Genomic DNA, 26,917 nt, shown 5'->3' on the forward strand with positions numbered 1-26,917 from the left:
GAGATAGACAACCGGAGGCAGGTAGGGTGAGGAGGGCGGTGCTATAGTCGCCGCGGTTGGGAAAGAATTAGGTCAACGTAACGCAACACTGTGAGGTTTGTGATGAAAGTCGGAATCGTGCTCGGATCCATTCGCCAAGGCCGCTTTGGCGAGCAAGTTGCCCACTGGGTTGCTGACGCTGCTGCGAACAGCCCCGACGTCACCTACGAGATCCTTGATCTCCAGGAGTTTCAAGTCCCACTGCTCGACACAGCGATGCTACCTGGAGGCGCGAACAAACAGTACGCCGATGAGCGTGTTACCGCATGGTCTCGCGCAGTCGATAGTTGCGACGGCTACATCTTCGTTACCCCTGAGCACAATCACTCCGTGCCTGGCGCGATGAAGAACGCCTACGACAGCCTCAGCGGCGAGTGGGCCATGAAGCCCGTCGCATTCGTTGGATACAGTGCCGACGGCGCGATTCGCGCGGTGGAGCACTGGCGGCAGATCGTCGCAAACTTTTCGATGTTCGACGTGCGCAACCAAGTTGCCCTTTCACTTTTCGACGACGCCACCAACGGCACCCTCACCCCGCGCCCGCAGAAAAACACAGACCTGACGAAGATGCTGAATGCGCTGGAACAGTTCTTGCGTCACCATCACGCTTCCCAGTAGGAGAGCCGGGTTAGCTGCGCGGGTGGATCTCGTTTTGCGCTTGCGCCAGCCCGGTGCTGGTGATTGCGTGGACGGCATCGGCAGCTAACGCGATTGCGTCAGTGGGGGTGGTTGTGAATTCCGCAAGCACCCAATCGGGGATAGCGATGCCGCTTGCTTTCGGCGGCCTGCCGATGCCGACGCGCACCCGCACGTAGTCGCGCGTCCCAAGCTCCTGCGTGAGCGACTTCAACCCGTTGTGGCCGTTCTCGTTGCCGCCCTGCTTCAAACGAACCTTGCCCGGAGGCAGGTCCAGCTCGTCGTGGACGATCACGATTCGCTCCGGGGGAAGGTTGTAGCGCGCGGCGAGCGGAGCGATGGCCTTGCCGGACTCGTTCATGTAGGTGTGCGCGCGGGCGTAGGCCACACCGTCCTTCACCGCGAACGAGTAATCGCGACCTGCGATGACCGGAAGCGATTTCGCGAGCGCATCCACAACGAGGTAGCCGACGTTGTGTCGCGTCCGCTCGTACTCGGTACCAGGATTGCCCAGCCCAACCACGAGCCAGTCGATGTTCTCAGGGGCGGGGTTGGCGCGCTTGAAGCGGCGGAAGAAGTTCAACACGGAGGCTAGTGTAAGGCAGAACCTCTCGATTCTCACGATGGGAGCCGCTAGCGTATGGGTATGCAGCTACCGAAGATTATTGCGGCTCCGATGGCGGGAGGACCCTCCACGCCGGCCCTTGTCAACGCCGTGACGTTTGGGTTCCTCGCGTTTGGGACCTGCAGCGTCTCGCAGGCCCGCGAAGAACTTGCGGAGGTCACCGGCAACTTTGGCGTGAACTTCTTCATGCCACAGCGGATTGCGCCCGATCAGCGTGACGTCCGCGCGCTGGCCGCGGAACTTGGGGTGGAGGTGCCGGATGTTGACTTGAGCTGTGGCTTCGAGGATAAGTTTGCGATTGCGCTCGAGGCTGGCCCTGCAGTGGTCTCCTCGACGTTCGGGTGTTTTTCCGAGCGCGAAATTCAACGCGCACACAACGCCGGCGCGCAGGCCTGGGCGACCGTCACCAACGAAGAAGAAGCGAAGGTTGCCGTCGCGCGTGGCGTTGACGCACTCGTGGTGCAAGGAATTTCTGCAGGAGGCCACCGTGCTACGTGGTCGCCGAACGAGATGCCGGACCCACGTGACACCCTGGAGCTCGTCCGCGTGCTCACAAGCATCGGAGTGCCAATCATCGCGGCCGGGGGAGCGCGCACGCCCTACGACGTCGACCGTCTCATTGAAGCAGGCGCTACGGCGGTATCCTGCGGCAGCGTATTCCTCATGACGGACGAAGCCGGAACGAGCCTGCGTAACCGCGAGCTGCTCCAAAGCGATCGGTCGACGATTGCTAGCAGGGCGTTCAGCGGACGGGTCGCCAGGGGTATCCAGAGCGCGTTCACAGACGCGCACCCCGATCTGCCGCCGCTCTACCCCTACCTGCGCCCCATGACCTCGGAGAATGACTACTGCCTGGTCGGCGCTCGGCGAGGCACTTTGCCTACGGGGCCCGCGGCGGCCGTGGAAGCGTGGATGGCAGGTACCGGCAAACTCCGTTAACCCTGCGCGTGGGCGATGAACGCGTCGGCCGCATCGGCAACAGCAATCGCGACATCGATCTGCTCTTTCGCCGCGAACTGGCGCAGCACAAAGTCCGCCGGCGGCATCTTGCCCGGCGGGCGCCCAATCCCGACCGCAAGCTTGTTGTAGTTCTTGCCGTTTTTCAGCTTCGACAGCGACTGGGTCACTGACTTCAGCCCGTTATGCCCGTGGTCGCCTCCGCCGGTGCGCAGCTTCACCTCTCCCAACGGAAGGTCAAGCTCGTCGTGGACCACGTACAGGTCCGCGGGGGAGGCGTCGAAGTAGTCAAGCAGCGCCTTGACCGGGCCGCCGGACACGTTCATGTAGCTCTGCGTGCGTGCCAGGACCACCCGCCGGTCGGGGAGGAGTCTCCCCGCGGTAAGCTCGGCCACCTGGGTGTTGGTGCGCTTGTGCAGCGCCAGTGTCGCCCGCGATATCGTCGCTCGGCCCGCGAGCTCCTCAATAACAGACACGCCTACGTTATGGCGCGTTCCTTCGTATTTCGGGCCAGGGTTTCCAAGGCCTACGACGATGATTGGTGAAGCAGTCATTCCCACATCATAGGCAAAGACAGCAAAACGCCCCGTTCGCATGTGGAACGGGGCGTCGAAACGTTGTGAAACGCAGCGGGAGGATTACTCAGCTTCCTCAGTGGACTCTGCGCCAGCTTCAGCGCCGCCCTCTTCAGCTTCCTCAGCTGCAGCCTCGAGATCCTCGTCAACCTGCTCGTAGGTGAAGTTCACCAGCAGGTGATCCGGAGCGGACACCAGCTCAGCGCCCTCAGGCAGCGTGACGTCGGCAGCGGTGATGAGGTCGCCGATCTCCTTGCCATCGATGTTGACCTCGATCTCGTCCGGGATGTTCAGAGCGTCGATCTCGATCTCGATCAGGTCGGACTCGACCAGGACGACTGCGTCTGGGTGAGCCTCGCCGACAGTGACAACAGGGACCTCGACGACAACTTTCTCGCCGCGCTTAATGCCGAGCAGGTCGATGTGGTCGATATCGAGGGTGATCACGTTCTGGTCGATGTGCTTGACCATCGCGAGCAGCTTCTCACCGTCGAGCTCCAGCTCAACAATGGCGTTGACGCCCTCGTTGCGCACGATGGAGGTCATCTCGATGCGGTCGACAGAGAAGTGGATGTTGTCGATGCCAGCTTCGTAGAGAACGCCCGGGATACGGCCGTCGCGACGCAGGCGACGTGCAGCGCCCTTGCCGAACTCTTCGCGCTTCTGACCTGGGACAACAACTGGGGTAATAGCCATGTTTGTGACTCCTTTTGTAATTGGGCCACAAAAAACCTGTGACCACTGAACGGACAAATTGCTCGTCGAGTGATCACAGGCCAAAGTCTGAGATACATATCGCGTCGATAACGGCCAAAATCAGCCCTCGCCGAGACCCAGCTAGCTTAGGTTTCGACGCCCACCATTGTCAAGCGCCCGCCAGGCGGCAGTGCACGCATTGGTTTCTTCCTCGTTTGTCACCGTAATACGGATGCCTTCATCAAAGGCGCGAACAAGCACCCCGTGCGAAGCAAGCTGCGCCGCCAGATCCTGTGGTGATTCGTTCAAACTCTCTGCCGGAACCCACACGAAATTCGCCTCGGAGTGGGGAGTACCGTATGCAGCGAAGAACTCCTGCAGCCGCTCACGCTGCGCGCGCGTCCGGGCGACGCGGTCGTGGAGCTCGTCTTGTGAAGACAAGGAAGCAAGCGCACCGACCTGTGCCACCGAGCTCACACTAAACGGAACGGCGACCTTATTCAGCGCATCGATCGTCTCCTCCTGGCCGAACGCGTAGCCAACGCGCGCTCCGGCCAGCCCATACGCCTTGGAAAAGGTCCTAAGGCACACAACGTTGGGATACACCTGAATTTCATCGACACCGCGCGGGGAGTCGGTAGCTGCGTTGTATTCGAAGTAGGCCTCGTCCAGCGCGACGATAACGTCTTGAGGGACGCGGGCCATGAAGTCAGCCCACTCGCGCTCCGTGATCGTGGTGCCCGTCGGGTTATTCGGGTTGCACACAAACACCAGGGAAGTTCGTGGGGTAATTGCATCCGCCATCGCTGGCAAATCCATCCGGTGGTCAGCCGTCAATGGCACTGCAACCGGCGTAGCTCCCGCGATCTGAGCGAAAATCGGGTACGCCTCGAACGACCGCCATGGGAAGACGACCTCGTTGCCCGGCTGCGAGGTCATGGTAACCAGCTGCTGGCACAGCGCTGAAGACCCGGTGCCGACAGCGACCTGCTCCGACCGCACGCCGAGCAAGGCAGCAATCGCCTCGCGCAGTTGCATCGCACCCATGTCCGGGTAGCGGTTCACCGACCGCAGTGACTGTGCCATCGCCTCCTCTACTGCGGGCAGTGGGCCTTCAGCAATCTCATTGGAGGAAAGCTTCACCGCACGCTCGTTCCTCTGGCCGGGGACGTAGGACGGAAGGCTATCGAGATCTTTGCGAATCAACTCGGATGCTCCTTGAGTAGAGAATAGAAAATTTTAGGCGCGCGACTTCGGCTTCAACGCCCAAATGATTGAAAGCGCGATCACCCAGCCGATCAGAGCGAACAGGCCGGTGCGGTAATCAGGCAGAAACGCCATCAGGACCAGGACCAGGATGAAAAACCCTGCACAGATCCAGTTTGCCACTGGGTACCACGGAGCGCGGAACGACACATCGGGGTGCGTCTTCCGGAAGTTCAGGTGCGCGAAGCACACAGCAGCCCAAGTAATCAGCTCGGAGCCGACGATGATGGCAAGCAGGATGGCGAACACACGACCCTCAAAGAAGTAGTTCATGAAGACCACAATGCCCATCAGCGAACCGTTGAACAGCAGAGCTCGAAGCGGCAACCCCTTTTTGGTCGTTGCGGCGAAAAATGAAGACGCCTGGCCATTGCGCGCGAGATCGCGCAGCATGCGGCTTCCTGAGTACGTCATTGTGTTACACACTGACGCAACCGCTACCAAAATGACAAGGTTGAGCAAGTGCGCGGCGCCGTCGATTCCCACGGAGGAGAGCACCCTGACGAACGGGCTGGCGGAAATATCCTGTTCGTCCCACGGCGCGAGCAGCAAGATGACGCTCATGCCACCGATGTAGAAGACCAGAATGCGCCAAATAACAGAGTTCACTGCGCGTGGGATCGTCTTCTCCGGGTGCTCCGTCTCGCCAGCAGCGGTACCGATCGACATGATGCCACCGAATGTAAAGGTCACCGCTACCAGGGAGAACAGCACACCAGATGCGCCATTCGGGAAGAATCCGCCGTGGACAAAGAGGTTGCCAAAACCGACTGCTGGCTCCGGACCAAGACCAAGCACCAGCACAACGCCCAGAATGATCATCAGGATCAGCGCAATGACCTTAAACAGTGAGAGCCAGTACTCGGCCTCTGCGAACACGCTCACGCGTGCTGCGTTCACAAGCATCACAACGACAAGCGTGACAAGCGCAGTGAGCCAGTGTGGAATGTCAGGGAACCAGAAGTCGAGGAAGGTGCCCATCGCGGTGAGCTCAATCATGCCCACCACGATGGTGGTAAACCACCAGTTCCATCCCGTGATAAACCCGGCGCGCGGGCCGATAAACTCACGAGCATAGGCCGCGAACGAGCCTGAGACAGGATGCGCTACTGCCATCTCGCCGAGCATGCGCATCAGCAGATAGACGATGAACCCGACAATTAAAAATGTGAGCAGGACCGCTGGGCCCGCATAGCTAATGGATTCCGCAGAACCAAGAAACAGGCCAGTTCCGATACAGGAACCGAATGCGATCATCTGCAGCTGGCGGTTTTTCACCTTGCGCTGCAGGCCACCATCGCTGGTGACTTGGTGTTGTTCATCGCCGCTCATTGGCGTACTCCTTGCGATAAAGATTGCCGGATAGCCGGAGGCTTCCTCACACATTAATCAATTGCGTGTGTCAGACAACCGTTGGGTGTGCACAAAGAACCCCCTTGACGCCGCTTCGCGGGGAAGCGCGCAAGGGGGAGATCCCGAAAGTGAGGCGTAAGGCTATGCCTGTCCCTCGAAGAGGGTTGTTACCGAGCCATTTTCGAAAATCTCGTGAATGGTCTTTGCCAGCAGCGGAGCGATGGAAAGCACGGTGAGGTTCTTCCAGCCTTCGGTGCTCTGCGGAAGCGTGTCGGTCGTGATCACTTCCTCCGCGCCACAGTCGCTCAGACGTTCACGTGCCGGGTCAGAGAAGACACCGTGGGTACACGCGATGACGACCGACTTCGCGCCGGCCTTCTTCAGCACGCCGACCGCACCTGCGATGGTGCCACCGGTATCAATCATGTCGTCCATCAGGATGCAGTCTTTGCCGTCGACGTCGCCGACAACGCGGTTGGAGACGACCTTGTTCGCGGCGTCGATGTCTCGAGTCTTGTGCACGAACGCCATCGGGGCATCACCCAACATATTGGCCCACTTCTCAGCCGACTTCACGCGGCCAGCGTCAGGGGAGACCACCACGAGGTTGTCCATCGGGTACTTGGACTTGATGTAGTCCACCAGGATTGGCTGAGCGTGCATGTGGTCGACCGGGCCATCGAAGAAGCCCTGGATCTGATCCGTGTGCAGATCCACGGACACGATGCGGTCTGCGCCGGCAGCGGTGAGCAGGTCAGCAACCAGGCGGGCGGAGATAGGCTCGCGGCCGCGGTGCTTCTTGTCCTGGCGGGCGTACGGGTAGAACGGCAGAATCGCGGTGATGCGCTTTGCGGAACCACGCTTGAGTGCATCAATCATGATGAGCTGCTCCATCAGCCACTTATTCAGCGGCTGCGCGTGCGACTGCATCACAAAGCAGTCCGAGCCACGCACGGACTCTTCGAAGCGGACAAAGATTTCACCATTCGCAAAATCGCGCGCGGTGGTCGGTACCAACTCGATGTTCAGACACTTTGCGACGGCCTCCGCAAGCTCAGGGTGGGCGCGTCCAGTAAATAGCTTGAGGTCTTTTTGGCTTTCCGTGGAATATCCAGTCATGGTGATCCTTTAGTTCTCGCGTGCTTTCTTTGCAGCATTCGCTGCGTCCGTACCCGGGCGGTTGGCCTCAACCCAACCTTCGATGTTGCGCTGATGGCCTTCCTTGATGGCCAGCGCACCCGCCGGCACATCCTTTGTTACCACCGTACCTGCGCCAGTGTACGCGCCATCGCCTACGGTTACTGGCGCTACGAACATCGTGTCCGAGCCAGTTCGGCAGTAGTCACCGATCGTGGTGTGGTGCTTCTGGACGCCGTCGTAGTTGGCGAACACAGACGATGCGCCGATGTTGGACTCGCGGCCAACGGTGGCGTCGCCAATGTAGGTCAGGTGTGGCACCTTTGAGCCTTCACCAATCTTTGCGTTCTTGGCTTCGACGAATCCGCCGAGCTTGCCATTCGCGCCAAGTTCGGTGCCTGGGCGGATGAACGTGAATGGGCCGACGTTCGCATTCGCGCCGATGACGGAGAGGGAGCCCTGCGTGCGGACAACCTGTGCACCCTCGCCGACCTCCATGTCCGTCAAGGTGGTATCTGGGCCGATGGTCGCGCCGTTGCCAATCACGGTTGAGCCCCACAGCTGTGTGTTTGGCTGAATGATGACGTCCTGGCCGATCTCAACATCCACGCCGATCCATGTCGTAGCAGGGTCGACGACAGTGGCGCCGGCGCGCATGGCGCGCTCGACCAGGCGACGGTTGAGTTCCTTGCCGGCCTCGGCGAGCTGCACGCGGTCGTTCACGCCGGCCAACTCGCGAGGGTCCTTCGCCACGTAGGCGCTGACGGCCTTGCCGTCGCCGCGCGCGATGCCGAGTACGTCGGTGATGTAGAGCTCACCTTGCGCGTTGTTGGCGTCGATGCGGGTCAGCGCATCGCGCAGGACCGCGGCATCGAAGGCGAACACGCCGGAGTTGACCTCACGGACCTTCTTTTGCTCCTCGTTAGCGTCCTTTTCCTCCACGATTTCCAACACGTTGCCGGAAGCGTCGCGGATGATGCGGCCGTAGCCAGTTGGGTTGTCGAACTCGAGCGACAGCACGGTGACGGCGGCGCTGGTGGCCTTGTGGGCGTCGATAAGCTCGGTGATAGTTGATGGCTGCAACAGCGGCACATCACCGTTCGTAACAACGACAGTGCCCTCGAAGTCTGGGATGACCTCAAGCCCGCACTGCACCGCGTGGCCCGTGCCGTTTTGCTCCTCCTGCACTGCCTGCTTGATGCTGCGCCCCATCTCCTCGGCGATGGCATCGACGGCGGGGGAGACCTGGTCGCGCTGGTGGCCGACAACCGCGACGAGCTCCTGCGGGCCTACCGCGTTGGCTGCGTGCAGCGAGTGCGCGAGCAGACTGCGTCCGCCGATCTCGTGCAGTGTTTTCTGGATGCTGGACTTCATGCGCGTGCCCGCACCTGCGGCGAGGACTACGACGGCGCATTCAGGATGATTTACCACTGAACGGGTACTCCTTAATTCATCGGTGAATGAGGTATAAAACCAACTGCACAACAGCATAACGCGCTACGCGCGCGAGTTTGCAGACACATCCTTCAAACCTGCCGCGCGCCACACACCCACCGCGCCGACTGCGGCCAGGAACAGCAGCGTTGCCTCAGGTCCAAGGGTCGAAACCGCCGATGAAATCGCACCGACGATCAGCAGGACGATCCCCATCGCTGTGTTCGCGGCGCCGGTGATCATCGTGCGTCGATCACCCTCCGCCATGTCCACGAGATAGGTCTTTCGGCCCACGCGCACCGTCGTGTGCGCCAAGTTGACCAGGAAAAACCCGATTGGCATGATCCAGCGGTTGACCTCGGGAGCAAGCCAGTGCCCAGACATCACCAAGAGCACGAGCACGACGGATGCGGTGCCAGCAGCCCACGCCATCGCGTTTTTCGACGACTTATCCGCCCACATACCGGAGACCTTTCCACCAACGAGTGCGGCGCCACCCGACGCCAGGATGAAGCCGCCGAGTGAGGAAAGGTTCGTGCCCTGTTGCTGGGCCAGCACGACAATAAATGGCGTCGATAAGGCGGTGACCAGCATGAGGGAGCGAACGATGAGGAACTTCTGCAGGTTCCTGTCGTCCTTAATCAGGTCCCACGTTTGGCGTGCCCACCCCTTGCTGGAGGCCTCCGAGGGTTCCTCTTCAGGCTCCTTAATGGTGCGGAAAACCAGGGAGGCGAACGCCCACGTGGAGGCGCCCGCCGCAAGAAGCGTCACCAGGACCCATCGGGGTAGGTCATTCGGGAGAATTGCGAACAGGACACCGATCGCGAGGGTGACGGCGCCAGACAGCGCGGTAGCCCGCCCCGTGATGAGACCACGGCGACCCTTCGATACGGTTCGTCCCTGCACATCTTTGCCTGAGATTGAACACAGCGCACGGAAGATCGAGAGCGCTGCAAGCAGGATGACAACCGCAACGCCTAAGGCAGCACCACTGAGCAGCGCCGCAGAAAGCGCGATCAGACCAGCTGATGCGGCCTGGCCCCACGAACCAACCAACCACACCCATTTTCGCGAACGCTGCGAGGTGACCCATGGGCTCAGCGCGGCTTGCGGCAGCATTGAGCCTGATTCGCGGATCGGTACCAAGAATGCCGTGAATAGGGCTGGTACCCCGGCAGCTGTGAACAGCCACGGTAATACTGTCTTTGCAGCAACGATTTGGTCACCGATTCCCTGCAAGCCGTTGGCCCACACGAATCTGCGTGCGTTGTACTCCTCGTGAGACGTCATACCAAAGATAGTAGGGTCGGCAGCAGAGTTTACGCATTCGAAAGAGGAGAACCCATGGCTTCGGCACGCGCTCACCGCAACGTCATCAGTAGAAGGACATTCTTTAAAGGCGCACTGTTTACGCAGGTTGCGCTGTTGGCGGCGTGCGCCGGGGAAGGCCCGGGAGGGGTACGCTCCGGCCAGGCGACGCCCGAAGGCGCTGAGGCCGAAGCCCGCCCGCTTCCTATCCCGCCGCTGGAGCAAGGCACGCTCAATGGCACCACGCGCAGCTTTGAGCTGACCGCGCAGCAAGGCGAGTACGAGATCGTGCCAGGCACAAAGACGAAGACCTGGGGCTTCAATGGCCCGTGGCTTGGGCCCACGCTCTACATGCGGCAGGGTGAAACCATTGAGATGAAGGTGAACAACGCGCTCGATGAGCCCACGGTGGTGCACTGGCACGGCCTGCACTTGCCCGCGGCGGCGGACGGCGGTCCAGCGCTCATCTTCGATCCAGGCACGAGCTGGGAGCCGACATGGCAGGTCGAGCAGGCCGCATCCACCTGCTGGTACCACCCGCACCCGCACGAGATCTCCGCTTTGCACGCCTACCGCGGGCTCGCCGGAGGCATTGTCATCGCCGATGACGCAGCTGATGCACTCGGCTTGCCGCAGGAGTACGGCGTCGACGACATCCCCGTCATCATCACCGACGCGAAGTTCACCGAGGACGGCCAGCTCGACGAAACCATCGACCCAACTTATGGCCTCCTCGGGACAACGCCGCTGGTTAACGGCATCACGAAGCCGAGCTTTGAGGCGTCGACAAGCCGTGTCCGACTTCGCATCTTCAACGGTGCAACGATGCGCTTCCACCACTTGAGTCTCGGCGTGCCGTTCAACATCATCGCAACCGATCAAGGGCTTCTCGACGCCCCCATCGAAGCCGACGCGGTCCTGCTAAGTCCAGGCGAGCGTGTGGAGATCATCGTGGACCTCGAAGCCGGCAAGGACCTCATGTTGCGCAGTGACGGCGTCCCGAACGGCGGAGGCCTCCCCGACGAGGAAGTCGCCAACGGGTTTGGCTTGCAGGACACTTTCGATTTGCTCGAGATCAAAGCCCCAGCAAACGACACCGCGCTTGCCACGCTGCCGACGCAGCTCATCCCCGTGATCCGCCCTAATGTCGCTGGTGCGCCGGAGCGCGAATTCCGGCTCAACGGCTTCCAAATCAATGAGCAGTCCATGGACATGGAACGCGTCGACTTTGTGATCGACCACAACGGCCCTGAAATCTGGCACGTGACCAACGAAAACTCCGACTGGCCGCACAACTTCCACGTACACAATGCCAGGTTCCTGGTGGACAAGGTGGACAACGGCGAGGTTGCTTTCACCGAAGGCTGGCACGACACGATCTATGTACCGCCACTGTCAACCGTCACCCTCATTGTGGAGTTCGGCTGGCACCCGGATCCGACCTTGGCGTACATGTACCACTGCCACATGCTCTTCCACGAAGATGAAGGGATGATGGGGCAGTTCGTCATGGTTGAGCCTGGGCAGAAGGCGAACCTGCGGCCGATGCCGGAGGGGCATCACCACTAGGCTAAGTTCCAGGAAGACCACGACCTGAAAAGGTTTAAGAATTACTTGGAAGCTTTGCCTCCGCGAATGGCGTCTAACTTCCGTTGTAAGTCAGGGGAACCTGCCGAGACGATGCGCTGCAGCATTTGTTGGTTGCCTTGCATACGGCGTTTGTTTCTGGCTTCGTGCTCCGCAGCGATTTCCCAAAACTTTGTCGTGTTTATTAGATGCTTTGGAGAGCACTTCAATGAGTGATCGGTTGAATTGCTCCAAATAATCGAGTTGCTGGAGGGCGAACAGCGCTTGAACACATCTCTACAGAGGTCGACCGACCAAGCAAATTGTGACCGTTCTGCGAAGTGGTAGTCTGTGAGCCGTCCGAGCAACGCACACGTCCAGTCAGCAAACTGGATAGTTCCGTATAAGTGACTGTCGGCCTGAATCGGAACTTCAATGATGCTGCGGTTATCTTTGTTGGTTTTGCTGTAAATAGTTTTGCCAAGTGTTGCGACCGCACGTTCACGGTTGTCCGTATCAGTTGCATCCATGATGACCAGCAGCTCTTCATTGGCTTTCGTCGCTATCCTGCCAAGCCTATTGATGGCTTGGATCAAACAATGTTCCTCGCGCTCTTGAGAAGTCTCTTTAGTGACGCTGACTGGGCCAATTGGCTTCTCTTGTCCAAAGAAGAAGAGTTGACCACCAAGATTTCCCAGTTTTCGGTACAGCCTCTTAGTCGCTGGGTTGATTTCATCCTTGTACTCGCGGATATTCGCGGTGGTAAAGAGTGCTGATCCCTTCTTTTCCCACCGTCTTGGATGCGCATTAGCTTGCGTAATTTCCCAGTCAAGAAGCTGTTCTTTTACGTACTCAAAATAGCCACCAAATTGCCGAACGCTGTGCGACGGTATCAAATACCCGGCATAACCAAATACTGGGTGTGTATTAAACTTTTTATGGTCATGTCGGATGTAGGGGCCCTGGTGTCCGAATTCATCGAGGTAGGCTATGAGCATGGCGGTTCCTTCGAGATAGCTCAGCGGCCAGAACAATGCTTTGCTCTGGCCGCCGGAATTAGCGCGGTACGCGTGTTTCAGCGCCGCCACTGCAATTTCAATATAGCTTTTCCGGTAAACGGAGTCAATCGTGCAGTTTCGTGACTACATTTTGACTACATAAACCCCCACAAACGCCCTCAAACGCCCCACAGTTCACCCCGCTGGAAAACGAAAAACACCCCCAACCCAGGCAAAGCGCCAGGTAGCGGGGGCAATAAAAAGCTTCCCCACCAGGACTCGAACCTAGAATGACGGTACCAAAAACCGTAGTGTTGCCGATTACACCATGGGGAATTACTCGACCTAGTGTAACCGAAACCTCACGAAATGTTAAAAAGTGTGATGAGCTGGCAGTTTACGGGCTGTCGGGGTGATGCCCGGGGTGGGCTCTAAGCTAGAATGCATGGCTCGGCAGCGAATGACAAGAACGCAGCGCAGGGACCAGTTGCTCGCAATTGGTCGCGCTGCCTTTGCAGAACGTGGATTTGATGGAATCTCCATGGAGGAGATTGCGCTGCGTGCAGATGTGTCGAAGCCCGTCGTGTACGAACACTTTGGCAGTAAGACCGGGTTGTACGACGCCGTCGTTTCGCAGGAGATGGCGCGGTTCGAGCGCACGATTGTCGAAGTGATCCAGAACGGACGCTGGCGAGAGCGCATTGATAATGGCGTGTTGGCTCTGCTGACGTACATCGATGAGGAAACTGATGGGTTTATCATCCTGGTGCACGGTAGGATCCTCGGACGTGAACGAACGTACTCGACAGTGCTGAACCGCGTAACTGCGGAGGTGTCCTACCTGCTTGAGCGTGCGTTTGAGCACCGCGGCCTCGATGCTTCGGTGGCGGCACTGTACGGGCAGGCGCTGGTTGGGACCGTGTCGAATACGGCGTTGTGGTGGTTGGACCAACGGGGCGTCGATACGCGGTTGGATAAGGCGACGGTCGCGGCGCACATTTCGAACCTGTGCTGGAACGGGTTGAGCGGGTTGGAGGCACAGCCCCGCATCATGACGAACGAAGTGGAGGAACAGTAGTGGAAGAACAGACAGCTCAGGCGCCTGCGTTGGGTGGTTTGCTCACTATGGCGCTTACCGACCCGAAGCTTAAGGGCTTGGTGGGCAACATCGGCGTCGACTCGCTGCACGTGACTGGAATTGACCAGGTTCGTTCGTGGGCTACGGGTGCGCTGGCTCGCCAGGTTCCGGTGCTGTTGGTGACCGCAACGAGCCACGAGGCGGAGGATCTGACTGCTGAACTGCAGGCGATGCTCGGAAAGGGCAAGGTCGCCAACTTCCCCGCTTTTGAGACGCTGCCTCACGAGAGGTTGTCGCCGGCGCCTGATGTCGTGGGTGCCCGTGCGAAGGTGCTGTGGGAGATGCCCCAGGTCATCATCGCCTCGGCGCGCGCCTTCTGCCAGCCAGTGTTGCCCGCGGTGGAGCCGATTACAGTGAAAGTCGATACCGAGTGGGACTTCACGGAGCTGACCGAACAAGCCGTCAACTTCGCCTACGAGCACGTCGACATGGTGGCAAAGCGCGGGGAGTTCGCCACGCGCGGTGGCATCATCGATATCTTTCCGACCACCGCCGAGTACCCAGTGCGCCTCGAGTTCTGGGGCGACGAAGTCACCGACATCCGAAGCTTCGCCGTCGCCGACCAGCGCACCATCGAGGAGCTCACATCCGTCGAGCTTTTTCCGGCGCGCCAGTTAATTATCGACGCCAGCGTGGCCAAACGCGCCGATGAGCTTGCCCGCACGAACCCGTCGAATACCACGCTGGTGCAGCTGCTCACGCGGATCTCTGAGCACACCCACGCCGATGGGGAAGAGGTACTCATCCCGGTGCTCAGCGACGCGAAGTACTCGGTGCTGCCGGAGCTCATGCCGAAGGGCAGCATTGTGTTCGTCTCTGGGCCTGAAAAGGTGCGCACCCGTATCGCGGACCTCGAAGCCACGGACCAGGAATTCTTGGAAGCTGGGTGGGAGGCCGCGGCGATGGGTGCGGAGGGCCCGCTTGCTGTGGAGGGCCTTGACGTATCGGCGTCCTCGTTCCGTTCGTTCGAGTCGTTGGAAGTGTCGGCACGCAACGCGGGCAACGCGTGGTGGACATTCGCACCTCCAGGTATGTTTTCCGCCGATGATGCGATGACGCTGCCGCTGGAATTCGAGGCTGCACCCGCACCGAAGGGCGAGCCCAAAGCAATTGAGCAGCTCTACGCGACGTTGAAACTGCACGTGCAAACCAACGGGGGCAAGGTAGCGTTCGTGGCGCCAGCGAAGGGCACCGTTGAGCGCATGGCGGAGCGACTGAGGGAGCACGGCATCTCGGCGCGCATCGCCACCCCTGGATTGGAACCTGTCGACGGCGCGGTCACGGTCTACCAGTCCCTTTCACATGCAGGCCTCGTGTTCCCCGGACCCAACCTGGTGGTAGTGACGGAAACCGACGTGACCGGCAACCGCGTCGGCGACATTGCTGGCGCGAAGCGGCGCCGCCCGAGGCGCCGGAACCGGGTGGACCCACTCGCGCTGACTCCCGGTGATTTTGTTGTGCATGACACGCATGGCATCGGCCAGTTCATCAAGATGGCCGAGCGCACCATCAAGACCGGTGACGAAGCCTCCAGGCGCGAATACATCGTGCTGGAATACCAGCCTGCAAAGCGAGGCCAGCCCGGCGATCAGCTCTGGGTGCCGATGGAATCCCTCGACCTGCTGAGCAAATACACCGGCGGCGAGAAGCCTTCGCTGTCCAAGATGGGCGGCTCCGACTGGAAGAACACCAAGCGCAAGGCGCGCGCCGCCGTACGTGAGATCGCCGGCGAACTCATTGAGCTTTACGCTAAGCGTCAAGCCGCGCCGGGCCACGCTTTCGGCCCTGACACGCCGTGGCAACACGAGATGGAGGACGCGTTCCCGTTCGTAGAAACGGAGGACCAGCTCGCTGCCATTGAGGCGGTCAAGGAGGACATGGAGAAGCCGACACCGATGGACCGCGTGATCGTCGGTGACGTGGGATTCGGAAAGACCGAGGTTGCTGTTCGCGCCGCGTTCAAGGCAGTGCAAGACGGACAGCAGGTGGCGGTGCTTGTGCCGACGACGCTTCTTGCCCAGCAGCATTACTCCACGTTCAACGAGCGCATGGACGGCTTCGGGGTCACCGTTCGCGAGCTGTCGCGCTTTACTTCAGCGAAGGAAGCTAAGGAGATTATGGCAGGGTTGGCGGATGGTTCCGTCGACGTTGTGATCGGCACACACCGTCTGCTGCAGACGGGCGTGTTCTGGAAGCAGCTTGGCCTCATCATTGTGGATGAGGAGCAGCGCTTCGGCGTAGAGCACAAGGAGCACATCAAGGCCCTGAAGAGTCACGTCGACGTGCTCACGATGACCGCGACGCCAATCCCGCGGACCCTGGAGATGAGCCTGACGGGCATCCGCGAGATGACCTCGATCACGACTCCTCCGGAGGACCGCCACCCGGTGCTGACCTACGTTGGCCCGCAGGAAGAGAAGCAGGTTGCGGCAGCTATTCGACGCGAACTGCTCCGCGACGGCCAGGTGTTTTATATCCACAACCGCGTTTCCGATATTGAGAAGACGGCGCGCTCCCTGCGGCAACTCGTACCCGAGGCCCGCGTCGTGGTCGCGCATGGGCAGATGGGTGAGCAGCAGCTTGAGCAGACAGTCCAAGGGTTTTGGAACCGCGAATTCGACGTGCTTGTCTGCACCACCATCGTGGAGACCGGCCTGGACATCGCCAACGCTAACACCCTGATCGTGGAGAACGCGCAGAACATGGGTCTGAGCCAGCTGCACCAGCTGCGCGGGCGCGTCGGGCGTTCCCGCGAACGCGGCTACGCGTACTTCCTGTACCCGAAAGAGAAGACACTCACCGAAACGTCCTACGACCGACTTGCGACCATCGCACAGAACAACGACCTCGGCGCCGGCATTGCTGTCGCGCAGAAGGACCTGGAGATGCGCGGTGCCGGCAACGTGCTCGGCGCGGAGCAGTCCGGCCACATTGCAGGTGTTGGCTTCGACATGTACGTCCGGCTGGTCGGGGAGGCCGTCGAAACGTACAAGGCGCTCATGACCGGCGAAGTCGTCGACGCGACAGACCAGGGCCCGAAGGAGATCCGAGTGGATCTGCCTGTCGACGCCCACATCCCCGAAAGCTACATCAACGCCGAGCGCCTGCGCCTGGACGTGTACCGAAAACTTGCCGAGGCCCGCGATGAGCAGGACCTGCGCAAGGTTGCCGAGGAAATGATCGACCGCTTCGGACCACTTCCGACCGAGGTCTTGCGCCTCTTCGCGGTTGCACGCGTGCGCCACTTGGCTCGAACTGCTGGAATCTCGGATATCTTGACTCAAGGCACGAGGATCAAGTTCCACCCCGTGGAGTTGCCAGACTCGAAGCAAGTCAGGTTGAAGCGCCTGTACTCGGGAGCGAATTACCGTGCTGCGGCAAAGACACTGCAGGTACCAATGCCACGTGAAGGCAAAGGCATCAACCAGCCAAACCTGCGCGACATGGAGCTGCTGCAGTGGGTCGCCGACTTCATCGCGGACATTTTCGATGCCGAGAAGATCTCCGTTACTGGTGAGTCCGATGGCGACGGTGGCAGGAAAAAGAAACGCATCATCAGTGTGAGCCAGTAGCGGTTTCTACCGGGCTTTGTCCGGTGGTGCCTATTGGGAGTTTTCCCGGTGCTGCCTGTACTATGGGCCCGTGCGCCCCTATAGCCCAATCGGCAGAGGCAGTTGACTTAAAATCAATTCAGTGTGGGTTCGAGTCCCACTGGGGGCACAACGCAACGTCCCGCATACCTACAGGTAGCGGGACCTTTTGTGTTCCTATCGGCTATGCTGTGGGCACCCCTTTTCTCCGAAGACCTTGAGGAAGCAATGAAGCAATACGCAGCAGTCGGGATGATCGCAGTCGCTTGTTTGGGCGTTGTGGGTTGTTCCGGTGACAGTGGTTCGAGCTCCAGCAGCAACGATGCAGCCCCGGCCACGATCACCCAAACAATCACCACCACAGATTCACACGCGGAGGACACCGCCGCCCCAACCAGCGCCTCCGAGGATACCGAGACTCATACATTTTCAACGCGCCACTCCATCAACACTGGTCAAGTAGGAGGGGAGTGTGGCACCACTGAGTTCGGCGACCGAATCAAGGCGGGACCCGCAACATCGTGCGAATTTGCAGCTGAGATCTTCGACGTCGCCTACGCCGCAACCTGGCGCTACGTAGCGGCGAACCCCAACGTGAACGCGGTGCCGCGGGCTGATATCTCGGTGACGAGTCCCGTCACCGGCGAAACCTACCCGATGGTGTGCAAGATGGGCAGCGATGGCCGTGACATGTGGTGCGATCACCCCGAAGACGAGAACAACTCGGTGCACTTCTACACGTCTGGCGGTAGCCAACGGATGGCGAATCGCGTCAACCTTGTTCAGTAAGGTCGGGCCAGCGAACTATTAGAGTAGGTTCGTTAACGAGCGAACGGCCTGCTCATCAACCTTTGGCTTTTGCAACACAGCAACCAAGAACCCGGACTGCTCCGTGAACGGCTCCAAGTCCCAGCTCGCAAACTGGTGCTGTGGCTGGAACCCGACTTCGTGGCACATGGTGAGGAAGTCGTCGAACTCCCATCCGCGCCCACGCCCGAAGCCGACGACGAACCGTCCGCCCGGACGTAGCGTTCGGAAGATGTTCTCAAGCGCGGGCCTGCGACCGTCGACGGCGAGGAACCCCATCACGTTGCCTGCCGAGACCGCAATATCGATATCGCGGACCTCGATCGGATCGGCGGAAAGGTCGCCAACTACCCAAGTTGCTTCGGGGAAGTCTTGCTTCGCGTACCCGATCAGCACCGGGTCGATGTCCACACCGAAGACGATATGTCCACGCTTTGCCAGATAGCCGCCAAGGCGACCAGTCCCGCACCCTGCATCGAGGATGCGGGAGTGGCGGGCGGAGAGGGCGTCGATAAGCCGGGCCTCCCCGTCGATATCTTTGCCCTGTTGCACGAAGTTGCGCCACCGCTGGGCGTAATTCTCGGAGTGGTCAGGGTTTGCAGCGACAATTTCTTTCCAAGTGGCCATGCCCAAAACTATAGCTTCGGCCCCTTGGAAGTCACCTCCGCGTCCGTTGGGATGGCGTCTACCGGGATATCCTTCGGGAACGCGTGAGCAAGTGCGGCAGCAAAGTGCTTGCCACGGATGTCATTGCCGGTGGCGTTGTAGTGCACCTCGTCGCCTGCGAGGAACCAATCCAAGTTGGAGCGCGCCTCGCTCGCCCAGTCGTAGACGACTACGTCTCGACGCTCCTTCGCAACCTTGCGCAATGCAACATTGAACTCGTCCATGTTCTCGTTGGCGTAGTAGCCATTCGACGGGTTACCCGTTGCGGCTGTCGGCCACATCACGCGGTAGCCCTCCAACAGGTCAAGCATCTTGCGGATGTTTGCCTCCAACTCACCCGTGGGGTCGTAGCCGTAGGAGCGGGCAGCGTCTGCGTTGGCGGCGTCGTTCACGCCGGTGGCGATGACCCAGCAGGTGCCATCGTCAGCTGCACCCTGGGCGAGCAGTTGCTGCACGGACTCAATCGCAGACGGGTAGTTCTCTCCGTTGCCGTTGAATCCCTGATTCGTCGCGCGAGCGCCAAACACGCTCGTATCTACCTCGCTTGCGCCAGCGTCCAAGTATCGGTCAATCGCAGTGACCGCGCCTTCAGGAAGCTGGTTGATATCGAACATGCCAATCGAGGTGGAATCGCCGACGTGGATGACCTTCTCGCAGCTCATCTTCACGTCCGAAGGCTGGTCCTCCCATGAAGCTTTCTCAGAGGCGGACGTCGTCAAGCTTTCCTCAGTTTCCTTGGCTTTGTCCTTTCCCTCGCGATGGTCGCGCGTGCCTCCGCGTTGCGCATCCTGAGGCAGGGACATGGTGGTGTTCGGCTTCGAGGTATCCATGGCGAACACAGCCGGGATGCCTATTGCAATGATTGCGGCGAGCGTAATCGTCGAACCAAGCGTGATCGGGCGGAGTGCCTCCAACGGGTGTGCGCGGAATTGCTTCAGGGGCCCGAACACGCCATTGCGACGGATTGGGTTCTCAAACATGGTCCAGCTCAGCGCAGCAAGTGCAGTCGAAAGCACAAACACGAGGATGGAGGACCACACGCGGTGATCCTGCAACCACGCATCCGGCATGAAGTAAATCACCGGCATGTGCCACAGGTAAATACCGTAGGAGCGTTCGCCGATCCAGCGAAGCGGCTCCCAGCTGAAAATGGTCGTCCAGGGGCCGCGCGCCCCAATGACTGAGTAGATAGCAGCAACTGACGCAAGGTTCAGAAGCAGGATCCCACCCTTGTACAAGAACATGTTTTCCTGCGCGACGAGCATGCTCAGCGCGAAGATGCCGCCGAAGCCGAGGGCGCCAACAACGGTGCTCAGAACAGGGGAGGAACCAATGTTCTTACCGGCGTGCTTCCGTGAGGAAACCACGATTGCTAAGACCGCGCCGAGGAGCAGCCCGCCCGCGCGGGTATCGGTGCCCTCGTAGACGCGAGTCGCGTCGATAGAAGGATCAGCGAGCACCCACATCCAGATAAAGGAAGCTCCGGCGAGCACCGTGGTCACGACGGCGACAATCCACCCACGACGGAACACCCTCAGCAGCACCCACAGCAACAGCGGCCACAAGAGATAAAATTGTTCCTCGATCGCCAGTGACCACATATGGTCCAGCGGACCGGGGCCATTGAACTGATCGAAGTACGATGAACCGACGGCGATGTTATGCCAGTTGTTCACGTAGAAAATGGAGCTCAACGCTTCAAACGAGCGGTCACGAAGGTTGCCCGCATCGAACGCGACGGAAAGAATCACGACTGCCAACACTGTGGTCAGCATCGCAGGTATGAGACGGCGGAAACGCCTGACCCAAAACGTCTTCAGGTGCAGCGAGTTATCCCGGTAGTGCCCACGCATGAGGTTAAGCGTGATCAAGTACCCCGAGAGGGTGAAGAACACGCCCACGCCTAGCAGGCCACCGCTGAACCCAGGGAGGTTGAGGTGGTACGCGATAACCAGCATGACCGCTAGCGTTCGGATCCCGTCGAGGGCGGGGACATAGCGGTGAGAACCTGATATTGGGGGCGGCATGGGATGGCGACCTTCCTGGAGTGCGACAAACGTACAGAAGTATAGCGCTGCCAGAAAGATGGACATGAATTGTGGTGCAGATTGCTGCAGAGGCCACGCTCAGTGGCGTGATCCGGACAAATTCTTTGGGCGCATGGAACTAAAACAACACCCAGTGCGTTGGAGTAGGTGAACGATTGTTCTCAAAAGAAAGGATCAGGGGTCCGTGAGTAGCAACAACCCTGTATTGAAAACTCTGCAGGGAGTAGATTCCCAACGTGGCACTGGGTACCAGGGGTACGGTGCCGCGAACCCGTACGAGCAAGCACCCATGGGTGCATCGGCGGGCACCGTGTCTGAGGACCGTCCAATGACGGTTGACGACGTTGTCACTAAAACCGGCATTACCCTTGCCGTAATTGTCGCCTTTGCAGTAATTAACTTCGGACTGTACCTCGGTGGGTACGGCTCCATTGCCAGCATTCTGACGCTGGTCGGTGCCGTCGCCGGTTTCGTCCTCGTGATGATTCACGCATTTGGCAAAAAGTACGGTTCCCCAGTTATTACCCTGGCGTACGCGGCTGCTGAGGGCCTGTTCCTTGGTGGGTTCTCATTCGCCATCACCGGGCAGTTCAGTGTCGCCGGCGCGGACGCAGGCGCGTTAATCTTCCAGGCGATCTTGGGCACCTTCGGTGTCTTCGCGGGCATGCTTGTGGTCTATCGCACCGGTGCCATTCGCGTTACCCCGCGGTTTAATCGGATCCTCACCGCAGCCATTTTCGGCGTGCTCATCCTGGTTGTCGGCAACCTCTTGTTGAGCATCTTTACAGGCATGAATCCGCTTCGCGGTGGTGGCACCATCGCCATCGTGTTTAGCCTGGTCTGCATCGTGCTGGGCGCACTTGCGTTCCTGCAGGACTTTGACGTCGCCGATAAGTTGGTGCGCATGGGCGCCCCATCGCAGGCGGCCTGGGGCGTTGCACTTGGCCTGGCAGTGACTCTGGTGTGGCTCTACACCGAGATCCTGCGCCTGCTGTCTTACTTCCAACAGCGATAGCGCACGCGCTCACTGCAATAAATACCCGGCCCCACGACTGTGAGGCCGGGTATTTTTGTCTAGTTGCGCTCAAAAGCGCCCCGGCCAACAACATCGCTGGGCCGGGGCAGGGAGCTAATTGCTGTATTCAGCGTACTTAGCGTGCACCCTCAGGGTTGATAGACGTGCCGTCAACGGTGATGGTTTTAAACACGAGCACACCATCTACGATGTCTGGGTTGCCCAGGACAACCTGCACATCTTCGATTTCGCGGTTCGGATTGACCGTGGTGCGGGTAGCGGTGCCCTGCGCGAGCTGCTCAGACCAGGTATCCCACACGATGTCCTGGAGGAAATCGTTCTGGTCGCTGCAGTTGAGAGTCAGCGAAGCTGGACGCTCAAGGCCGACGCTGCCGCAGTTATTGACCAGTGGGGTCTTGTCCGAAGCACCCATAGCGGTGACAGTCTCGGTGACTGCAGCCTCAGAGGTAGCGCCTGCTGCATCGGTTACGTTCGTCGGGGTTGCCTTCGCGCGCTCACCAGGAAGCGAAGTTGGGTCCTGGCTTTGTGCCGTATCAACCTTCAGGTCCGACGGGTTTTGGTGTGGTGGGTGGCAGGCAGTCAAGCCCACAGCACCGAGTGCGACCACGCTGGTGAGTACTAGCTTGCGGGAAAAGAACTTATTCACAGGAATTCCTTCAATGTCAGCGATCACGGATAACGCCGATGGCGTAGACAGGCTACTTCGCCCGTGGCGTGGAAGCCTTAACAGAATCATACGGTTCTGCGGAGACGATTGTTACCGAAATCTCTCGGCCATTTGGGGCGTTGTAGGTGCGGGTTTCACCCTCGGAAGCACCGACTACGGCTGCGCCGAGCGGAGAGTTCTCCGAGTAGGTCTCCAGGTCCTCGTTGTCCGTCGAAGCCGCGCGGGTACCGATCAGGAACGTTTCCTTATCATTTTCGTCATTGTTGTAGTAGACGTGCACGACGGAACCTACGTGGGCTACACCCTCGACGATGCCGGAGCGCTCCGTGGTGGAGTTAGCCAGCAGTTCGGAAATCTGCTTAATGCGAGCTTCTTCCTGGTCCTGCTGCTCACGCGCGGCGTCGTAGCCAGCGTTTTCCTTGAGGTCGCCTTCTTCACGGCGTTCGTTAATTTCGGCTGCGATGACAGGGCGATTGTCGATGAGCTGCTGAAGCTCAGCTTCAAGCTTGGCCTTCATCTCCGGGGTGATGTACTGCTGCTGAGTTTGCGCCATCAGGTAAAAACCTTCCCTATATATGTCAAACGAGCCCGCCGGTTGGCGGGCAACTTTACCAGGCGGATAATAGCACAGCTGCCGCGCAGGTGGTGCACTGGTGAGGCTTAGCGGGCGTCGTAAAAGGTGCTGGTGGGGTCCATGTAGAACGGCAGATTGTCCGAGCAGCCGTAGACACGTCCTGAGACTGCCGGCTCGCGCACCGGTAGTTCGACGGCGACCCGCTCGAGCTCCTGCCCGCCTGCGGGGAGTACTACTTCTCGACGCCCAACTTCGGCATGCGCGTAGTTGACCGCAGTGACGATGCAGTACGAAGGGGCCTCGACGTCTTTGCGTGATACATCGATCCACATGCGTGTGGTGTTGTCGTCAACAGCTTCGAGCGAGATGAAATCCGCAGTGACGGTGCGGGACTCCTGCTTCTTGAAGTAGTCAAAGACACTGTAAAGCAGCACGACGACGAGGCCGATGGCGATCAGCGCGACGATCCGGCCAGCGGCGTTGCTGCGTTTCGTGGCTGTCGGGGTGGTGCTGGAGCCGTATCGGGATGTTGGGCGACTGGGAGAAGTCACGGTTACCTACCTCGCTGAATGACGCTGGATGACGCTGTAGCTGCAATCCGTTCCAATGGTACTAAGATGGCGCGAAGTTACGGAATCAGGCCCCGAAGAAGTTCTAGGAGGAATAGTGGCCGGCTTGCGCTTGATGGCGATCCACGCACACCCAGACGACGAGTCCTCTAAAGGTGCAGCAACGATGGCAAAATACGCATCGGAGGGGAACCGGGTGCTCGTCGTCACATGTACTGACGGGCGACGAGGCGACATCTTGAACCCTGCGATGGATCGGCCGGGCGTGCTGGAGAACATCCTCGAGGTCCGGGAGCAGGAGATGGCGGAGGCCGCGGCGGCCCTCGGCGTGGAACATCAGTGGATGGGGTACGAAGACTCGGGTCTGCCACAAGGCGACCCGCTGCCCCCGCTGCCGGAAGGCTCGTTCGCGACCCAAGACCCGGAGGCAGTGACGGCGCATCTCGTCGAGTCGATTCGAGAGTTCAGGCCGCATGTCATCATTACCTACGACGAAAACGGTGGCTACCCGCACCCCGACCACTTGATGGTCCACGAAATCTCGATGCTGGCCTGGGACAAGGCGGGAGATCCATCCTTTGCTCCTGAAGCAGGGCAGGCGTGGACGCCATTGAAGCTGTACTACAGCCATGGATTTATCCTGCAGCGGATGCGTCTTCTGCAGGACCGCTTGTACGCGCAGGGAAAGAAGAGCCCGTACGAGCTGATGATTCAGCGGTGGGAAGAAAACAAAGCGGATGTGATGAGTCGCGTGACCACAAGGGTGGAGTGCGCGGAGTACTTCCCCCAGCGTGCAGCAGCGCTGACGGCACATGCGACACAGATTGATCCGGCGGGCGCGTTTTTGGCGAGCCCAGTTGAGGACCAGCAGGAGGTATGGCCGACAGAAGAGTTTGAGTTGGCCAGAACTCGCGTAGCATCAACGTTGCCGGAAGATGATCTCTTCGCCGGTATTGACCCGAAGACCGCGGACGCGCTCGCTGAAGGTTTCGGGCAAGAGCGCTAACATTTTCAGCACAAGGAAGACGAAATACACATGATGACGACAGCACACGCAGCGATTATCAACACCTCTGCTTACTTGGTGGCGCAGGCGCCGAAGGAAAACCCGGTGGGGCCTGACTTTGGCAAGGCTTCGCCATTCGGCCTGTTGCTGTTGGTGATGCTGGCTGTGGTCATTTTGTCTCTGGGGTTTGCGTTCCATCGCCGGTACTCGCGGTTCCGCCGTCGCAGCCTCTTCGCTGAGAAGCACGGAATCGACCCGTTTGACCAGGAGGCGCTGGATAAGGCCATGGCGGAGGCGGGTGTGCTTGATCGCCGGAAGAAGCGTTGGATCTAAGGCATCTAACATACATACCGTTGATTGGTGAGTAAGGTTGGGTCCGTGAGTAGCCTCCAAAAAATTCTGTATCCGCTGTATGAAGCGCGCCTGAAGCGTGAGCTGAAGGGCAAGAAACGCCCGAAGCACATCGCGGTCATGGCGGACGGCAACCGACGGTGGGCCCGTGAGGCTGGGTTCACCGATGTTTCTCATGGCCACCGGGTGGGTGGGGCGAAGATCGGCGAACTTGTGCGGTGGTCGGCGGAAATGGACGTGGACGTCGTTACGATCTACCTGTTATCAACGGAGAATTTGCAACGGACTTCGGAAGAAGTTGAGCTGCTGTTCGACATTATTTCCGAGGTGATCGAGGACCTTGCGACGCAGTCTTACTCCTGCAAGGTTCGGCTCGTAGGGCACCTGGAGCTCTTGCCGGATGAGGTTGCAGAAAGGATGCGCCGATCTGCCGACACCACCACAGGCAAAGCTGGCCTGACCGTCAACATTGCGGTGGGGTACGGCGGCAGGCAAGAAATTGTCGACGCCGTTCGCAGCCTCATTAGCGACGCCGCTGCCAGCGGCTGCAGCGTGGACGAACTGGTCAACGCAGTGACCGTCGAGTCCGTGTCGCAGCACCTGTACACCTCAGGTCAGCCCGATCCAGACTTAGTGATCCGGACGTCGGGGGAGCAGCGCCTCTCCGGCTTCCTACTGTGGCAGGCGGCGTACTCCGAGATCTGGTTTACGGACACGTACTGGCCCGCGTTCCGCAAGATTGACTTCCTTCGCGCGTTGCGCGAGTACTCGCAGCGCTCCCGTCGCTTCGGCAAGTAGGCAGCTACCTGGCGCTACATTTTGCGCATGCGGACCCACTGCACTGAATGGTCGGCGCCTTTGCGTAGCACGAGCGAGGCACGGATACGGGTGGGGGCAATGTTTTCCACTAGGTTCGGCAGGTTGATGGACTGCCAAATATCGCGTGCCTTGTGACGGGCCTGCGCCTCATCGATGTCGGCATAGTGCGCAAAGTGCGCGCCGGGCTCTCGAAACGCGGTGTTGCGAAGCTTCATGAAGCGGTCGATGTACCAGCGTTCAATATCGGTGGTGAGGGCGTCGACATAAATTGAGAAGTCGAAGAGGTCGGACACCATGAGGGTCGGGCCGGTTTGGAGGACGTTGAGCCCTTCGAGAATGATGATGTCCGGCTGGCGGACCTCAATGAACTCGCCTGGGATGATGTCGTAGGCGAAGTGAGAATATATCGGCGCTTTGACCAGTGGTTGACCCGACTTGACCTCGGTGACAAAGCGCATGAGGTCGCGCCGGTTGTAGGATTCCGGGAATCCTTTGCGGTCCATCAGGTTGCGCTCTTTGAGCACTTTGCTGGGATAGAGGAACCCGTCGGTGGTGATGAGGTCCACTCGAGGATGAGAGTCCCAACGCTGTAGCAACACCTGCAGTACACGGGCAGTCGTTGACTTGCCGACGGCCACCGACCCCGCAATCCCGATAATGAATGGCACGTGGCCTGGGTCATCACCGATAAACGTCTCTGTAGCCTTCGTAAGTTTTTGTCTGGCCCGTACCTGGAGGTGAATCAGGCGAGAGATCGGAAGGTAAATGTCTTCAACTTCCTGCATATCGAGGTTCTCGCCGATACCACTGAGCTTGGCTACTTCGTCCTCCGTCAAGACTTGTGGCATTTGCGCACGTCGGTGCCGCCAATCGTCGCGGTGAAAGTCCAAATAAGGGCTCGAATCCGAAGTGCGGGGAGATTTCGCCATGCGTATCATTGTTACATTTGTTGTTTCGTGTCGGGGAACTCAGGTGCAGATACTTCTGAAGTTCCTGAATAAAGTGGACTTCTTTCGTAGCGCTGATGCTTATACTGCTTAGCAGTGCCAGGCATAG

At 59.5% G+C, this 26,917-nt stretch carries 25 protein-coding genes and 1 tRNA gene; 11 read left to right on the forward strand and 15 right to left on the reverse strand.

Annotation, left to right across the window (positions count from 1 at the left end; genetic code table 11):
• The first annotated feature begins 102 nt into the window (after positions 1-102).
• Positions 103-657: an NADPH-dependent FMN reductase gene (locus QP802_RS02785; RefSeq protein WP_284817633.1), complete on the forward strand. Its 555-nt coding sequence runs from the start codon at positions 103-105 to the stop codon at positions 655-657.
• A 10-nt stretch (positions 658-667) separates the two neighbouring features.
• Here QP802_RS02785 and pth (QP802_RS02790) read toward each other — a convergent pair whose 3' ends face one another.
• A complete protein-coding gene (pth, locus tag QP802_RS02790) occupies positions 668-1,261 on the reverse strand; it encodes an aminoacyl-tRNA hydrolase (RefSeq protein ID WP_284817547.1) in 594 nt (197 codons plus the stop codon).
• Positions 1,262-1,315: 54 nt separating this feature from the next.
• Here pth (QP802_RS02790) and QP802_RS02795 point away from each other — a divergent pair, with 54 nt between their 5' ends.
• Positions 1,316-2,239, forward strand: a complete 924-nt coding sequence (locus QP802_RS02795; protein WP_407933401.1) for a nitronate monooxygenase — start codon at positions 1,316-1,318, stop codon at positions 2,237-2,239.
• Here the strand turns inward: QP802_RS02795 and pth (QP802_RS02800) are convergent.
• The 7 genes from pth (QP802_RS02800) to QP802_RS02830 all read right to left on the reverse strand — a co-directional run bounded on the left by pth (QP802_RS02800) (position 2,236) and on the right by QP802_RS02830 (position 10,008).
• Complete coding sequence (gene pth / locus QP802_RS02800; protein ID WP_284817549.1) at positions 2,236-2,811, reverse strand: aminoacyl-tRNA hydrolase; 576 nt, start codon at positions 2,809-2,811, stop codon at positions 2,236-2,238. The two genes, QP802_RS02795 and pth (QP802_RS02800), sit on opposite strands and share 4 nt — an antisense overlap.
• 84 nt (positions 2,812-2,895) lie before the next feature.
• Entirely contained in the window at positions 2,896-3,528 is a 633-nt protein-coding gene (locus tag QP802_RS02805) for a 50S ribosomal protein L25/general stress protein Ctc (protein ID WP_070362778.1), read from the reverse strand.
• Between the two features lie 141 nt (positions 3,529-3,669).
• The gene (hisC, locus tag QP802_RS02810; protein WP_070362777.1) at positions 3,670-4,734 is read right to left on the reverse strand and encodes a histidinol-phosphate transaminase; all 1,065 of its coding nucleotides are present in this window, start codon (positions 4,732-4,734) and stop codon (positions 3,670-3,672) included.
• Positions 4,735-4,767: 33 nt separating this feature from the next.
• Entirely contained in the window at positions 4,768-6,126 is a 1,359-nt protein-coding gene (locus tag QP802_RS02815; RefSeq protein ID WP_256000384.1) for an amino acid permease, read from the reverse strand.
• A gap of 162 nt (positions 6,127-6,288) precedes the next feature.
• Entirely contained in the window at positions 6,289-7,266 is a 978-nt protein-coding gene (locus QP802_RS02820; RefSeq protein WP_070362775.1) for a ribose-phosphate diphosphokinase, read from the reverse strand.
• Positions 7,267-7,275: 9 nt separating this feature from the next.
• A complete protein-coding gene (gene glmU / locus QP802_RS02825) occupies positions 7,276-8,715 on the reverse strand; it encodes a bifunctional UDP-N-acetylglucosamine diphosphorylase/glucosamine-1-phosphate N-acetyltransferase GlmU (RefSeq protein ID WP_071573299.1) in 1,440 nt (479 codons plus the stop codon).
• A gap of 66 nt (positions 8,716-8,781) precedes the next feature.
• Positions 8,782-10,008 (reverse strand): MFS transporter, encoded by a 1,227-nt coding sequence (locus tag QP802_RS02830; RefSeq protein WP_071573300.1) that lies wholly within the window; start codon positions 10,006-10,008, stop codon positions 8,782-8,784.
• A gap of 54 nt (positions 10,009-10,062) precedes the next feature.
• On the opposite strand from QP802_RS02830, the gene QP802_RS02835 reads away from it, so the two are divergent.
• Positions 10,063-11,595 carry a multicopper oxidase family protein gene (locus QP802_RS02835; protein WP_284817551.1) on the forward strand — a complete coding sequence of 511 codons (1,533 nt, stop codon included), beginning with the start codon at positions 10,063-10,065 and terminating at the stop codon, positions 11,593-11,595.
• A gap of 41 nt (positions 11,596-11,636) precedes the next feature.
• Here the strand turns inward: QP802_RS02835 and QP802_RS02840 are convergent, their stop codons facing one another.
• On the reverse strand, positions 11,637-12,680 hold the full coding sequence (locus QP802_RS02840; protein ID WP_070362772.1) for a DUF3800 domain-containing protein: 1,044 nt from the start codon (positions 12,678-12,680) through the stop codon (positions 11,637-11,639).
• Between the two features lie 355 nt (positions 12,681-13,035).
• Between QP802_RS02840 and QP802_RS02845 the strand changes: the two genes are divergently transcribed.
• From QP802_RS02845 to QP802_RS02860, 4 genes are all read left to right on the forward strand, one after another.
• Positions 13,036-13,668: a TetR/AcrR family transcriptional regulator gene (locus QP802_RS02845; RefSeq protein WP_070362771.1), complete on the forward strand. Its 633-nt coding sequence runs from the start codon at positions 13,036-13,038 to the stop codon at positions 13,666-13,668.
• A 47-nt stretch (positions 13,669-13,715) separates the two neighbouring features.
• The gene (gene mfd, locus QP802_RS02850) at positions 13,716-17,300 is read left to right on the forward strand and encodes a transcription-repair coupling factor (RefSeq protein ID WP_284817634.1); all 3,585 of its coding nucleotides are present in this window, start codon (positions 13,716-13,718) and stop codon (positions 17,298-17,300) included.
• A gap of 74 nt (positions 17,301-17,374) precedes the next feature.
• Positions 17,375-17,448 (forward strand) — tRNA-Leu (locus QP802_RS02855).
• Positions 17,449-17,546: 98 nt separating this feature from the next.
• Entirely contained in the window at positions 17,547-18,107 is a 561-nt protein-coding gene (locus QP802_RS02860) for a hypothetical protein (RefSeq protein ID WP_141742270.1), read from the forward strand.
• A gap of 18 nt (positions 18,108-18,125) precedes the next feature.
• Here the strand turns inward: QP802_RS02860 and QP802_RS02865 are convergent, their stop codons facing one another.
• Positions 18,126-18,752 (reverse strand): class I SAM-dependent methyltransferase, encoded by a 627-nt coding sequence (locus tag QP802_RS02865; protein WP_070362768.1) that lies wholly within the window; start codon positions 18,750-18,752, stop codon positions 18,126-18,128.
• Between the two features lie 8 nt (positions 18,753-18,760).
• A complete protein-coding gene (locus QP802_RS02870) occupies positions 18,761-20,818 on the reverse strand; it encodes an acyltransferase family protein (RefSeq protein ID WP_284817552.1) in 2,058 nt (685 codons plus the stop codon).
• A 205-nt stretch (positions 20,819-21,023) separates the two neighbouring features.
• Here QP802_RS02870 and QP802_RS02875 point away from each other — a divergent pair, with 205 nt between their 5' ends.
• The gene (locus QP802_RS02875) at positions 21,024-21,854 is read left to right on the forward strand and encodes a Bax inhibitor-1/YccA family protein (RefSeq protein ID WP_070362766.1); all 831 of its coding nucleotides are present in this window, start codon (positions 21,024-21,026) and stop codon (positions 21,852-21,854) included.
• A 136-nt stretch (positions 21,855-21,990) separates the two neighbouring features.
• Here QP802_RS02875 and QP802_RS02880 read toward each other — a convergent pair whose 3' ends face one another.
• From QP802_RS02880 to QP802_RS02890, 3 genes are all read right to left on the reverse strand, one after another.
• The gene (locus tag QP802_RS02880; RefSeq protein ID WP_070362765.1) at positions 21,991-22,521 is read right to left on the reverse strand and encodes a hypothetical protein; all 531 of its coding nucleotides are present in this window, start codon (positions 22,519-22,521) and stop codon (positions 21,991-21,993) included.
• 52 nt (positions 22,522-22,573) lie between these two features.
• Positions 22,574-23,095, reverse strand: a complete 522-nt coding sequence (gene greA, locus QP802_RS02885; RefSeq protein WP_070362764.1) for a transcription elongation factor GreA — start codon at positions 23,093-23,095, stop codon at positions 22,574-22,576.
• A 107-nt stretch (positions 23,096-23,202) separates the two neighbouring features.
• A complete protein-coding gene (locus tag QP802_RS02890) occupies positions 23,203-23,667 on the reverse strand; it encodes a DUF4307 domain-containing protein (protein ID WP_070362763.1) in 465 nt (154 codons plus the stop codon).
• Positions 23,668-23,782: 115 nt separating this feature from the next.
• Between QP802_RS02890 and mca the strand changes: the two genes are divergently transcribed.
• The 3 genes from mca to QP802_RS02905 are packed head-to-tail and all read left to right on the forward strand — an operon-like array spanning position 23,783 to position 25,840.
• Positions 23,783-24,691: a mycothiol conjugate amidase Mca gene (gene mca / locus QP802_RS02895; RefSeq protein WP_070362762.1), complete on the forward strand. Its 909-nt coding sequence runs from the start codon at positions 23,783-23,785 to the stop codon at positions 24,689-24,691.
• Between the two features lie 30 nt (positions 24,692-24,721).
• Positions 24,722-25,024, forward strand: a complete 303-nt coding sequence (locus QP802_RS02900; RefSeq protein WP_141742271.1) for a hypothetical protein — start codon at positions 24,722-24,724, stop codon at positions 25,022-25,024.
• A 45-nt stretch (positions 25,025-25,069) separates the two neighbouring features.
• Positions 25,070-25,840: an isoprenyl transferase gene (locus QP802_RS02905; protein WP_070363549.1), complete on the forward strand. Its 771-nt coding sequence runs from the start codon at positions 25,070-25,072 to the stop codon at positions 25,838-25,840.
• 14 nt (positions 25,841-25,854) lie between these two features.
• Here the strand turns inward: QP802_RS02905 and coaA are convergent, their stop codons facing one another.
• Positions 25,855-26,790 (reverse strand): type I pantothenate kinase, encoded by a 936-nt coding sequence (gene coaA, locus QP802_RS02910; protein ID WP_070362761.1) that lies wholly within the window; start codon positions 26,788-26,790, stop codon positions 25,855-25,857.
• Positions 26,791-26,917 lie beyond the last annotated feature (127 nt).

Origin of the sequence: Corynebacterium sp. UMB10119B (genome assembly GCF_030228125.1) — a bacterium.
GTDB classification, from domain to species: Bacteria; Actinomycetota; Actinomycetes; order Mycobacteriales; family Mycobacteriaceae; genus Corynebacterium; species Corynebacterium pseudogenitalium.